Origin of the sequence: Mesorhizobium sp. M7A.F.Ca.US.010.02.1.1, from assembly GCF_004023085.1 — a bacterium.
In the GTDB taxonomy this organism is placed as follows: Bacteria; Pseudomonadota; Alphaproteobacteria; order Rhizobiales; family Rhizobiaceae; genus Mesorhizobium.
The window spans coordinates 1-11,923 of the sequence record NZ_RZRV01000045.1 but is presented as its reverse complement, the minus strand read 5'-3'; the positions used below and the strand labels follow the sequence as shown (position 1 = coordinate 11,923).

The 11,923-nt window shown below is 63.2% G+C and carries 16 protein-coding genes; 10 read left to right on the top strand and 6 right to left on the bottom strand.

The genetic code is table 11. From position 1 onward, the window contains the following. Positions 1 to 82 precede the first annotated feature (82 nt). From ssuD to EOA19_RS29730, 3 genes are read left to right on the top strand one after another with little or no spacing between them, the layout of a single operon-like run. A complete protein-coding gene (gene ssuD, locus EOA19_RS29740; protein WP_164893076.1) occupies positions 83 to 1,246 on the top strand; it encodes an FMNH2-dependent alkanesulfonate monooxygenase in 1,164 nt (387 codons plus the stop codon). Further along, positions 1,243 to 2,019: an ABC transporter permease subunit gene (locus EOA19_RS29735; RefSeq protein ID WP_128305615.1), complete on the top strand. Its 777-nt coding sequence runs from the start codon at positions 1,243 to 1,245 to the stop codon at positions 2,017 to 2,019. The genes ssuD and EOA19_RS29735 overlap by 4 nt, the downstream gene beginning before the upstream one ends. Before the next feature lie 10 nt (positions 2,020 to 2,029). After that, a complete protein-coding gene (locus EOA19_RS29730) occupies positions 2,030 to 2,821 on the top strand; it encodes an ATP-binding cassette domain-containing protein (RefSeq protein WP_127268050.1) in 792 nt (263 codons plus the stop codon). An 18-nt stretch (positions 2,822 to 2,839) separates the two neighbouring features. Here the strand turns inward: EOA19_RS29730 and EOA19_RS35465 are convergent, their stop codons facing one another. Further along, complete coding sequence (locus tag EOA19_RS35465) at positions 2,840 to 3,082, bottom strand: hypothetical protein (protein ID WP_164893075.1); 243 nt, start codon at positions 3,080 to 3,082, stop codon at positions 2,840 to 2,842. Between the two features lie 309 nt (positions 3,083 to 3,391). On the opposite strand from EOA19_RS35465, the gene EOA19_RS29725 reads away from it, so the two are divergent. From EOA19_RS29725 to EOA19_RS29700, 5 genes are all read left to right on the top strand, one after another. After that, complete coding sequence (locus EOA19_RS29725) at positions 3,392 to 3,751, top strand: septal ring lytic transglycosylase RlpA family protein (RefSeq protein WP_023813428.1); 360 nt, start codon at positions 3,392 to 3,394, stop codon at positions 3,749 to 3,751. Between the two features lie 234 nt (positions 3,752 to 3,985). Continuing rightward, on the top strand, positions 3,986 to 5,263 hold the full coding sequence (locus EOA19_RS29720) for a polyhydroxyalkanoate depolymerase (RefSeq protein WP_128305614.1): 1,278 nt from the start codon (positions 3,986 to 3,988) through the stop codon (positions 5,261 to 5,263). Between the two features lie 235 nt (positions 5,264 to 5,498). After that, positions 5,499 to 6,116, top strand: coding sequence for a transglutaminase-like cysteine peptidase (locus EOA19_RS29710; protein WP_128305613.1), 618 nt, complete (start codon positions 5,499 to 5,501; stop codon positions 6,114 to 6,116). Positions 6,117 to 6,302: 186 nt separating this feature from the next. Next, positions 6,303 to 7,109 carry a glycosyltransferase family 25 protein gene (locus EOA19_RS29705; protein ID WP_128305612.1) on the top strand — a complete coding sequence of 269 codons (807 nt, stop codon included), beginning with the start codon at positions 6,303 to 6,305 and terminating at the stop codon, positions 7,107 to 7,109. A gap of 181 nt (positions 7,110 to 7,290) precedes the next feature. After that, complete coding sequence (locus tag EOA19_RS29700) at positions 7,291 to 7,530, top strand: hypothetical protein (RefSeq protein WP_023813425.1); 240 nt, start codon at positions 7,291 to 7,293, stop codon at positions 7,528 to 7,530. Positions 7,531 to 7,615: 85 nt separating this feature from the next. Here EOA19_RS29700 and EOA19_RS29695 read toward each other — a convergent pair whose 3' ends face one another. The 4 genes from EOA19_RS29695 to EOA19_RS29680 are packed head-to-tail and all read right to left on the bottom strand — an operon-like array spanning position 7,616 to position 10,385. After that, complete coding sequence (locus EOA19_RS29695; RefSeq protein ID WP_013528719.1) at positions 7,616 to 7,984, bottom strand: helix-turn-helix transcriptional regulator; 369 nt, start codon at positions 7,982 to 7,984, stop codon at positions 7,616 to 7,618. Positions 7,985 to 8,009: 25 nt separating this feature from the next. Beyond that, positions 8,010 to 8,537, bottom strand: a complete 528-nt coding sequence (locus EOA19_RS29690) for a Smr/MutS family protein (RefSeq protein ID WP_023813424.1) — start codon at positions 8,535 to 8,537, stop codon at positions 8,010 to 8,012. After that, a complete protein-coding gene (locus tag EOA19_RS29685; RefSeq protein WP_023813423.1) occupies positions 8,534 to 9,652 on the bottom strand; it encodes a murein transglycosylase A in 1,119 nt (372 codons plus the stop codon). Before EOA19_RS29685 ends, EOA19_RS29690 begins: the two co-directional genes overlap by 4 nt. 25 nt (positions 9,653 to 9,677) lie before the next feature. Further along, positions 9,678 to 10,385, bottom strand: coding sequence for a Tim44/TimA family putative adaptor protein (locus EOA19_RS29680; RefSeq protein WP_023813422.1), 708 nt, complete (start codon positions 10,383 to 10,385; stop codon positions 9,678 to 9,680). A gap of 217 nt (positions 10,386 to 10,602) precedes the next feature. Between EOA19_RS29680 and EOA19_RS29675 the strand changes: the two genes are divergently transcribed. After that, positions 10,603 to 11,103, top strand: coding sequence for an FxsA family protein (locus tag EOA19_RS29675; protein ID WP_023813421.1), 501 nt, complete (start codon positions 10,603 to 10,605; stop codon positions 11,101 to 11,103). Between the two features lie 129 nt (positions 11,104 to 11,232). Beyond that, entirely contained in the window at positions 11,233 to 11,730 is a 498-nt protein-coding gene (gene secB / locus EOA19_RS29670; RefSeq protein ID WP_023813420.1) for a protein-export chaperone SecB, read from the top strand. A 68-nt stretch (positions 11,731 to 11,798) separates the two neighbouring features. Here secB and EOA19_RS29665 read toward each other — a convergent pair. Beyond that, a partial coding sequence (locus EOA19_RS29665; RefSeq protein ID WP_164892907.1) for an IS3 family transposase occupies positions 11,799 to 11,923 on the bottom strand: 125 nt, incomplete at its 5' end.

Below are 11,923 nucleotides of genomic sequence, written 5' to 3'. Positions count from 1 at the left end.
TGACGGCGCCGGGTGAGAACGCCCGGCGCCATTTGCGTTTGCACCCATATCTCCAGGAGATCCGCCCGTGACTGTGCCAGACATGACCGCGCCTGCCAGCACCGCACCGCTCGATTTCTTCTGGTTCATCCCGACGCATGGCGACGGTTCTTATCTCGGTTCCGAGGAGCAGCAGCGACCGCCCGAATTCGGCTACTTCAAGGAGATCGCGCAAGCGGTCGACCGGCTCGGCTTTCCCGGCGTGCTGCTGCCCACGGGTCAGAACTGCGAGGATTCCTGGATCACCGCGACAGGTCTCGCGGCGCTGACCGAAAAGCTGAAGTTTCTCGTTGCGCTGCGGCCGGGCGTCACGCTGCCGACTTTCGCCGCGCGCCAGACCGCCGCCCTCGATCGCTTGAGCAATGGCCGCCTGCTGCTCAATGTCGTGGTCGGCGGCAATCCGACCGAGCTCGCCGGCGACGGCGTCTTCCTGCCGCATGACGAGCGCTATGCCCAGGCGCATGAGTTCCTGACCATCTGGCGCGGCCTGGTGTCGGGCGAGCGGGTCAATTTCGACGGCAAATATTACCGCGTCGAGAGTGGCCGCCTCGACCTTCTGCCGCACCAGGAGCGGCCGCCGCTCTATTTCGGCGGGTCGTCGGACGCAGGCCAGGACCTCGCCGCCGACCTCGTCGACATGTATCTGACCTGGGGCGAGCCGCCGGCGCAGGTTGCCGAGAAGCTGGCCGCGGCGCGCGCAAAAGCGGCACGGCGCGGCAGAAAACTGCGTTTCGGCATCAGGCTGCATTTCATCGTCCGCGAGACCGAGGACGAAGCGTGGCGCGCCGCCGACCGGCTGATCAGCCATGTCACCGACGCGCAGATCGAAAACGCGCAGGCGCGCTTCCTCAACCAGATGGATTCAGTCGGCCAGCGCCGTATGGCGCAATTGCATGGCGGACGCCGTGACAGGCTGGTCGTCTCGCCCAATCTGTGGGCCGGTGTCGGGCTGGTGCGCGGCGGCGCCGGCACGGCGCTGGTCGGCACGCCGGAACAGATCACCGAGCGCATCCGGGAATACCAGGCGATCGGCATCGATACCATCATCGGCTCGGGCTATCCGCATCTCGAGGAGGCCTACCGCGTCGCCGAGCTTCTGTTTCCAAAGCTCGGGCTCGGCACCAGGCGGCAGCGGGCGCATGAGAACATCGCCAACGAATTCTCGGTCGGCTTCCATGGCGCCAACCGCCTGCAGGCTTCGTCATGAGCTTTTCCACGCGCCTGCGCAGCAATGGCATCGGCTGGCTGCTCCCGGCGCTGGTTATTGCCGGCTGGGAGATTGCCAGCCGCGCGGGCGTCATGCCCGCCAACGTGCTGCCGGCGCCGAGCGCGGTCGCCGAAGCCTTCTGGCGGCTGACGCTGTCAGGCGAACTGATCCGCAACATCGGGGTCTCGACCGCGCGCGCCCTTGCCGGCTTTGCCATCGGCGGCTCGATCGGCTTTGCGCTTGGCCTTGCCAACGGGCTGTCGACGCTCAGCCGCGGCCTGACCGACACGACGCTGCAGATGATCCGCAACATCCCGCACCTGGCGCTGATCCCGCTGGTCATCCTGTGGTTCGGCATCGACGAGGAAGCCAAACTGTTCCTGGTGGCGCTCGGCGTGTTCTTTCCGATCTATGTCAACACGCTGCTCGGCATCCAGAGCGTCGACCCGCAGCTGGTCGAGATGGGCCGCGTCTACGGCATGGACCGGCGCGCCCTGTTCTTCCGCGTCATCCTGCCCGGCGCGCTGCCGGCGATCTTCGTCGGCCTGCGCTATGCCCTGGGCATCATGTGGCTGACGCTGATCGTCGCCGAAACCATCTCGGCCAGCTCCGGCCTCGGCTACATGGCCATGCAGGCGCGCGAATTCCTGCTGATCGACGTCGTCGTGCTGTCGATCCTGATCTACGCGCTGCTCGGCAAGCTCGCCGACAGCCTCGCCCGCCTGCTCGAGCGGCTGTCGCTCGGCTGGCATCCGGCCTTCCAGAACGGATGAGAGATTGCCCATGACCGCCGCCAGCCTGACCGCAGCCCGTTCCTTCGTCGCCACGCCGGTGCGGCCGATCGGCTCCGTCGAAGGGCAGCGGGCCTTTGCCTTCAGGCAAGCCGGCAAGCGCTTCGGCGACAAGACCGTGCTCGACGGCATCGACCTGGACGTGCCGGCCGGACAGTTCCTTGCCGTCATCGGCAAGAGCGGCTGCGGCAAGAGCACGCTTTTGCGGCTTCTGGCCGGGCTCGACCGGCCGACATCGGGATCGCTGACATTCGGCGTCGAAGAGGAAGGACACAGCCGCACGCGCTTCATGTTCCAGGAGCCACGGCTCCTGCCCTGGGCCAGCGTGGTGAAAAACGTCGAGGTCGGGCTGACCGGGATTGCTTCCGGCGCGGAGGCAAGGCAACGCGCGCTCGACATTCTCGGCGAGGTCGGGCTTGCCGATCGGGCCGACGAATGGCCTTCGGTGCTGTCCGGGGGTCAGAAGCAGCGCGTGGCGCTGGCCCGCGCGCTGGTCGGCCACCCGCAGATCCTGGCTCTCGACGAGCCGCTCGGCGCACTCGACGCCCTGACCCGCATCGAGATGCAGCAGCTTCTGGAACGCATCTGGATCGCGCAGAAGTTCACGGCTGTGCTGGTCACGCATGATGTCGCCGAAGCCGTCGCGCTGGCCGATCGGGTCGTGGTGATCAGCGAAGGCCGGATCGCGCTTGATCTGGATGTGCCCGTGGAACGGCCGCGCCGGCGCGGTTCGGTCGAGTTGGCCCGGCTGGAGGGCAAGATCTTGGACCGGCTGTTCGGGTAGGGTTGTTGGGGGAAGAGGCTAGCTTCGAGACGTCGGCGGGACAGCGCCCCCCAAGGATCGCCGCCTCGCGTTCTGCAGCTCACCCCTACCGGTTCGCCCACACCAATCCACCAGCCCGACCAGCATGGTGACGACGCCGATATAGAGCCATTGCGACTGGCCGGTCATGAAGCTGCCGCCGACCACGCCGGTGCCTTGCAGCGACCACAGCGCGCCGACGGCAAGCACAATCAACGCCAGCAGATTTTTGGTCGACCTCATTGCCGGATCTCCCTTTTGAAGTCGATTGGTTGCAGCATCGGGGCCGCGATAAAAGAGCCGAAGGAAGTGGCCCGACTGTGCCGGACTCTACTTGGATATTAATGTTCGATCTTGTCAAACGGATGCCTGGCAGCAGGACAAAGATCATCATTGATTGATCATCGCGTGCCGGAAGATCCCTGACAGACTGTTACCTAGCGACTCCAAACGTGTGCCATTGCCACGGAACCGCCAGATGACTGCCGCATTTCGCGCCTTATTTGGCACCTAACGGCTGGGGTCTGTCAAAAACGGAGCCATCCCCCAAATATGAAGAACCCAAAACAGACCGCGCTTGTCGCGGTAACGATCGCTGCTGGCCTCATGGTCGGCGCTTCTTCGGCGACCGCCGCCGCCCAGTGCGGCCGCGCCTCATGGTACGCCCTGCACTCCAAGACCGCATCGGGCGAGCGCATGAACCCGTCAGCGCTGACCGCCGCGCATCGCACCTTGCCTTTCGGCACCAAGCTCAGGGTGACCAACAAGAACAACGGCCGCAGCGTCGTCGTGCGCATCAACGATCGCGGTCCGTTCATCAAGGGACGCGTGCTCGACCTGTCGAAGGGTGCGGCCGGCCAGCTCGGCTTCATCGGCTCCGGCCATACTTCCGTGTGCATGGCGCGCGTCTAGAGTTTTCTGTGTCCGGCAACATAGGCCGGACACATTGCCTACACATTTCGCAGTCGCACACTGAGCCGGCTCGCATCGTTCGGCCCCGATTTCCACGGTCTTGAACCAAAGAAGCATTGGTCACGCCGCGTGACGTATTGCATCGCAGCAATTAGTTGTTAACTTCCCCGCGAGACATCTAGGGCTCGGCGCGGCTCGCCGTCCCTTCGGTCGCAGGCAGCAGCGGGGTTCTCGATGTTCTACCAGCTCTATGAGATGAACCACGCCGCCCTGCAGCCGGCGCGCCTCTATGCCGACGCGGTGCGGATGTTTTACTCCAATCCGCTCAATCCGTTTTCCCACACGCAATGGGGCCGTTCGATCGCGGCGACGGCCGAACTGTTCGAGCGCACCACGCGCCGCTACGGCAAGCCGGCCTTCGGCCTGACCAAGACCGTGGTCGACTGGAAGAGCGTCGAGGTCACTGAAAAGACCGTCTGGTCGAAGCCGTTCTGCAATCTCGTCCGCTTCGAGCGCACGGTCCCCGCCGGACGCAAGCCCGATCCGAAGCTTCTGATCGTGGCGCCGATGTCGGGCCACTATGCGACGCTGCTGCGCGGCACGGTCGAAGCCATGCTACCCTATGCCGACGTGCACATCACCGACTGGGTCGATGCCCGCATGGTGCCGCTTGCCGACGGCCAATTCGATCTCGACGACTACATCGACTATGTCATCGACATGCTGCACACGCTGGGGCCGGACACGCATGTGATGGCGGTGTGCCAGCCTTCCGTGCCGGTGCTGGCCGCCGTGGCGCTGATGGAAACCAAGGGCGACCCCTTCGTGCCCTCGACCATGACCTTGATGGGCGGCCCGATCGACACCCGCAGCAACCCGACCGCGGTCAATCTGCTGGCGCAGGAAAAGGGCATCGACTGGTTCCGCGACAATGTCGTGATGCAGGCGCCCTGGCCGGTGCCGGGCTTCGGCCGCGAGGTCTATCCAGGCTTCCTGCAGCTGTCCGGCTTCATGAGCATGAACCTCGACCGCCACATCATCGCTCACAAGGACTTCTTCATGCATCTGGTGAAGCATGATGGCGACAATGCCGAGAAGCACCGGGATTTCTACGACGAGTATCTTGCCGTCATGGACCTGACGGCGGAATTCTACCTGCAGACCGTCGACACGGTCTTCGTGCGCCAGGCCTTGCCCAAGGGCGAGATGACGCATCGCGGCACCAGGATTGATCCGTCGGCGATCCGCAACGTCGCGCTGTTCACGGTCGAAGGCGAAAACGACGACATATCGGGCCTTGGCCAGACCAAGGCGGCGCATGATCTGTGCCCCAACATCCCGGCAGACAGGCATGCCCACTACATGCAGCCGGCGGTTGGCCATTACGGCGTGTTCAACGGTTCGCGCTTCCGTTCCGAAATCGTGCCGCGCATCGTCGACTTCATCACCAGCTATGGCCGCCAGGAGCGTGTCGCGGTGAAACCGAAGCTGGTCCGCGCCGCCAAGAGATAATGCAAGGCCGCCCAAAATTGCGGGGTTTTGGGAAGATGACCTGCATAAACCAAGCTTAACGGCGATAAACCGTGAAATTGGACGGTAAAAGCCGACTGGCTGGCCGATTCTGTTGCACAAGTGCCGCTGTCCAGCCCCTCGGGTAACCATGCCGACAATCCGACCGTCGTCGTAATTGACACGGACTGTAAATCCCCCTTAACCTTTCGTTAATAACAAAGGGTGAGCGGGGACAATGATTTCCTCATCGATGGCGCGACGGCTGCGCGTGTATGTGGCGGCCGGGCTGGCAATGACGGCGGGCTGGGTGGCACCGGCTTTGGCGGGTGGAGCGATGGCGACCGGGGGGCTCACCTCGCAGCCGATCGGCCACTATGATTTCTGCAAGCTGCATCCGGGCGAGTGCTCGATCCGCCCGACCAATCTGGCGCCGGCTCCGATGAGCGACGGGCTGATGCGCAAGCTTCTCAATGTCACCGCCAGGGTCAACGCCGCCGTCAAGCCGATGAGCGACATGGATATCTACGGCAAGGACGAGGTCTGGGCCTATCCCGACAAGGGCGTCGGCGATTGCGAGGACTATGTGCTGGAAAAGCGGCGCCAGCTTTCGCGCATGAGCATCTCGCTTGCCGATCTTCTGATCACCGTCGTGCGCAAGCCCGACGGCGAGGGTCACGCCGTGCTGACGGTGCGCACCGACGAGGGCGACTATGTGCTCGACAATCTGACCGACAAGGTCAAACCATGGGACGCGACCGGTTACCGCTTCCTCAAGCGGCAGGCGATCGACAACACCGGCCGCTGGGTCTCGATCCGCGGTGGCCAGCAGGTTCTGGTCGGCGCGGTGCAGTAATACGGCGTTTGCCGGAAGCATCCATCGCTTCGTCATCCTAGGGCGAAGCAAGAGCGAAGCTCCGTCACGGCGACTCTAGGCCACGCTCGATCGCTCCACTTCCTCAATATCATCCTCACTGACAACCGGCGCAAAAAGTTCATCGCTGATGAGCTGGTGCGTGCTCCTGGCAAACGAGAATAATCAATGAGATCCTATGTGATCAACCTGGACCGCAGTTCCGATAGACTGGTGCGGATGACTGATCGATTCGCGTCTGTCGGGCTTAGCTTCGAGCGAGTCTCGGCGGTGGACGGACGACTGCTGAGCCCGACCGACATCTCCGATGTCTACAAGCCCGTTTTCGGGGCGGCCACAATGACGCCGGAAGAGGTAGGCTGCTTCTTGAGCCATCGCCGGTGTTGGGAAAGGATCGCCTCGGAAGCAGACCCCTACGGCTGTGTTTTCGAGGACGACGTGTTGATGTCCAGGCATGCGGATCTGTTTCTTGGCGATGACACCACATGGATTCCAGCAGGCGCGGACATCGTAAAGATCGAGGCGATTGCTGGACGGGGGGTATGGCTTGACCGCGCTGTCAAGCTGCTGTCTGGAGACTTCAAATTGGGGCTTCTTCGCGGCTTCGCATTCGGGTCCGGCGGGTACATCCTCTCGAGGTCGACAGCCGAGCGCCTTCTATTGATCACGCGGGTATTCTCGGATGCCGTCGACCATGTGAAGTTCAACCCCGGATGTGGGATAGCTGACAGTCTGAAATCCTATCAGATGTTCCCGGGTCTCTGTATTCAAACCCAAGTCTTTTATCCCAAGGGATCTAGTCTAGTCGATGCGCCTGCACTCGCCACCCATAGTGTACCGCGTTTTCCGGGGAGAAGTAGGCCATGGCTGGTACAGAAGAGCCTGCAGGCTTTTCGTCGGATGTCGCACAAGTTGCGTCGTCATCGACGAACCGTGATACTCTTTGCCGATGAGGGCTGCCCGGCAGAGCCATGAGATATCGGGAGTACACCCCGGTCGCTGGCAAACTCCAACCAAACGCCTGACGGCCCATCTGATCCTTGGGTCTGCGTGCCCGCTTCGCTCGTAGATGACAGAAGTTATATTTCTCCGTGAACCATTTCGCTCCGGCCTGCGACACACAGCCGTGAACCGAAACCAACCATGGAGACTTCAGATGACTGCTTTTCTGCGAAATACCCTTCTTGCCGCTCTCGCGGTGTCGAGCATGGCCGGATCCGCCATGGCCGATCAGACCACCACCAGCTGTGCCAAAACCAACCTCAACGACCTCTGGGCCGGCCGCTGTTGCGGTGATGCCGGGGCGTCGGACTGCCTGGGTGGCGGAAACAATGGCCATGGCGGCAATGGCGATCACGGCCGGGGCGGAAATGGCGGCACGGCCGGCAAGAAGTGATCTCACCACTGTGCCCGCTGGCGGTCCGCCGGCGGGCAGTTTCCTTCTGAAGCAGGCGAACTTGCATCACGCTCGGATCGTCGGACTACGGCCGCTGGTTTAACGCCGCGCGGATCGATGCGGTGATGCGGCGGAGCTCGGTTTCGTCGAGTTTCTCGATGTTTTCCGCCAGCAGATTGGCAAGCTCGGTGGCGGCGGGGGAAAGACCCGACGTGTCGAGTTTTACACGCGGATGCGAGGCCTCGGCCAGCCGCGCCAGTTCCTCGGCATCGTCCCAGATGATGTTGAAATAGCCGATGATCTTCTGGATCAGCGTCCAGGTCGGGGCACCGCGCCTGCCATGTTCGAGCGCCGATAGATAGGCGGCGCTGACGCCGATCGCCGCCGCCATGTCCTTCTGGCGGACACCGCGTTCGCTCCTAAGCGTCCGCAGCTTCTCTCCGAACGGGGTCATGTCCCCACCCTCATGATAGAGCTCCTCACAGGCGCGCCCGCCGCAGGCGGATATAGAGCGCACCCGAACCGCCATGATTGCGGGCGGCATGGTCGTGGCTGGAGACCAGCGGCCGGAAGGCGGGCGTCGACAGCCAGGCCGGTACCGCGCGCCGCAACACGCCATCGCCGCCGGAGGACGAGCCCTTGCCGGTGATGACCAGGACATAGCGGACGCCGCCGGCATGCGCCCGGTGCAGGAATGAAAACAGCAGCGAATAGGCCTCGTCCTGGGTCAGGCCGTGCAGATCGACGCGGCCCTCGATCGGCAGCCGGCCCTTCGACAGCTTGTCCAAGGTCGGTTCGTCGAGCGCATGCGCGACATGCTGCGTCTTTGGTTTGGCTGCCCCGGGATTGGCCATGGGCTGAACCGGTTGCGGCTGACTTGGCCTGACCTCGGCAGGGATTTCAGGGATGTCGACGGCAAATTTGCCCTTCAGCGGCTTGGCCGTGCGCGCCACCAGGTTCCACAGAACCCGGTCGTCCTCGCTGAGCTTGTCCGGGCGCCGGGTCATCGGACCGCACCTGCAACGAGCGCGCGCGGGATCAGCGCATAAAAATCCGCGGCATTGCGGACCACGCCGGCGATCTCGCCCGCGGCATCGCCCGAACCGGCGAACAGGTCGCCCCGCGCGGACCCGGTGATGGCCGAGCCGGTGTCCTGCGCGATCATCAGCCGGCGGAACGGTTCTGCGTCGAAAGCAGTCAGCGTCGGTGCGTCGATGTAAAAAGGCGTGCCGAATGTATGCAGCAGGCGGTCGACGGCGATCGAGCGGCCCGGCGTCAGCGGCACCTTGGCGGCGGCGATCGGGCCAAGGGCCGCGTCCTCGACATCGGCCTCGCGGAAGAAGATGTAAGAGCGGTTCTGCCGCAGGATCTCGTCGACGCGGCCCGGATGCGCCTTGAACCAGGCGCGGATCGACTGCATCGTCACCTTCTCCAGCGGGATCTCGCCAAGCTCGCTCAAGATCTTGCCGGATCCGGTGAAGCGCTGGCCGGATTTGGCGGCATAGGTGACGCGGACAAGCCGGCCGTCGGTCATGGCGAGGCGTGCGGCACCTTGCACGTGAATGAAGAAGGCATCGACCTTGTCGGCCAGCCAGGCGATTTCCAGACCCTTGCCGTCGAGCGCGCCACGCTCGATCTCGCCACGGTCGGGATACTCGACCGGCCCGCTCGGCGTCTGGCGCGCGAAAGCGAGGTAGGGATCCAGGCCGGGCGGCCGGTTGCTCTCGTCGATATCGACGAGATCGGCCGGGCGCGACAGCAACGGCACCGAAAACCGATCCGTGCGCACCGGTGACGCCTCGACCTGCGGCTCATAGAAACCAGTGACGAGCCCGGCGCCGGCATGTTCGGCGGGGATAAGCGCCGGGACGAAATGGCGCTCGAAGAAGGCGCGGGCTTCCCCGCGGGTCGGCGACTGATTCGCCGGCGAAACGGTCCGGGCCTTGGCGTAGGCATCGGCAAAGGCGTCGAAGTCGATGCCGAGCGCACCACTGCGATAGGGTTTGGTCAGGACATGGAAGGCCGAGCGGCGAAAGGCGGCGAAAGCCGCCGAATGGTCGTCATCTCCCCAGCCGGGCAGGTCGCCGAAGGCTTTCTCGACAAAAAGAGGCGATAGCGACACCGGAGCCTCGCCGCGTGTTTCCGAACTAGTCTTCTTCCTCGGTGGCGACGAGCTTCCAGTTCGGGTCGCGCGAGCGCGTGTCGCGGGCGAAGGTCCAGACATCCTTGACCTCTGCGACGGTTTCCGGGTCGCCGTCGATGACCGCGCCGGCCTTGTCGCGGGTCGCCGAAATCAGCTCGCTGATGATGCGCAGCGTGACATGCGCCTCGCCGCCCTTCATCTCGGCCGAGACGATGTCGGCCTTGTCGATGCCGACGAAGGAGGACTGGATCTTTTCCGCCTTGGCCTCGCGCTCGCCGATGGCGGCGACAAAACCGTCATAGACCTCGCGCGACAACAGGTTCTTCAGCGTTTTGCGATCGCCGTCGGCATAGGCCATGACGATCATCTCGTAAGCCATCTTGGCGCCGTCGACGAAACCCTTCGGCTCGAAGGACGGATCATTGTCCTTGATCGTGCGCAGGCCCTTGTTGAGGTCGGTATCGGGCTTGGCGAAAGCGTCGATCGCGGCATAGGTGTCGGGAGCCGGCTCGCCTGGCGGGCGCTTGCGCGGCAGCGAGACGACATTTTCTGATTTCTGGGCGGCATCCTTGTCGCCGGTGCGAGCCGCCGAATAGGGATCGAAGGGCGGCCGTTCGCTGCCGGTGCGGCGGCCCAGCACATTGCGCAGCTGGAAAAAGATGACCACCGCCGCAATCAGGAAGAAAATCGTGCCGAAGTCGAAGAATCCCATATCTTCCGCCAATCAATCCCTGCCCTGTGGCCGGACCGTCAGGCCTAATGGCCACGGTCGCATAGCGTTCAACATTCAAAGCATATAGAACGCAAGGCGCAATCATTCAAATCAAAGGCAGGCATACCTATCTAACAGCCTCAGTGCCAGCGGCGATTGCCAACTGGCGGCCAAAACAATCGAAACGTCATAACAATCGAAAAAAGGTTGGCAAGACTTGCGCATTTCGCTGCTTCCCTTCTTTCTCCTCGCGCTTCCGCTGCTGGAAATCGCCGGTTTCGTCATCGTCGGCCGTGAGGTCGGCGCGCTGGCGACGGTCGGCCTCGTGCTGGCCTCGAGCATCGCCGGCGTGCTTTTGCTCCGGTACCAGGGCTTTGGTGTCATGGCCCGCATCCGCACCGAGATGGCCGCCGGCCAGAACCCAAGCCGCCACCTTGCGCACGGCGCCATGATCGTGGTTGCGGCGATCCTCCTGATCATCCCCGGCTTCATATCAGACATCATCGGCCTGCTTCTGTTCCTGCCGCCATTGCGCGACTTTGCCTGGAACCGGTTCAAGGGCCGTATTGTCGTCGCCACCGATTTCTCGACCGGCGGTTTTCGCAGCCGCCAGCGCGACAGGGTCATCGACCTCGAAGACGGCGACTATTCGCGCGAGGACGATCTGAAGCGCGGCCCGGATCACAACTCGCCGTGGCGCCGCCTGAAGGACGATTAGGGCGCCGTCCCATCTATATCCGCAGCCGAGAAGCAAGGCGGCAAACCTTGTCTTGTCATCCCCGCCATGGTAGCGAACGCCCGATTTCAATTCGGTCAGCGACGCTGCCCAGGCAAGAGGACAAGGCTTATGGCCAGCAAGGATGACGCGCCGGTCGGCGCAGCCAACGGAAACGGCAATGCGGCGCAGCCGTCGCTCAACGTTCTGGCGCAATATGTGAAGGACCTGTCGTTCGAAAGCCCCGGCGCGCCGAATTCGCTGCGCGGCCGCGACAAGGCGCCGGGCATCGCCATCAACGTCAACGTCAACGCCAACCCGCTCTCCGACAAGCAGTTCGACGTCAATCTGACGCTGAACGCCAAGGCGTCCTTCGACCAGGAAGTGCTGTTCAATGTCGAGCTGGTCTATGGCGGCGTGTTCGCCATCGCAGGCTTTCCGCAGGAGCACATGCTGCCGATCCTGTTCATCGAATGCCCGCGCCTTTTGTTCCCGTTCGCCCGGCAGATCATCGCCGAGGCAACCCGCAATGGCGGCTTCCCGCCGCTGATGCTCGACCCGATCGACTTCGCCCAGATGTTCCAGCAGAAGCTGGCCGAGGACGAGGCGTCCAAGGTCAAGGTGAGCTGAGGCCTGCTGTCATCGTTGTTGTTTCTGAGAACCCGGCCTTGTGAACTGACCCCTTAAAGTTGGACAGTTTAAGGTGGCGGCAGATTTAAGGGCTGGGTTCTGTATTGCACAGGGCTCAGCCCTTTCAGTTTCAGTTTGATGCGATCATGATTGTAGTAGTGGATGTAATCCTCGATGCTGGCCTTGAGGCTCT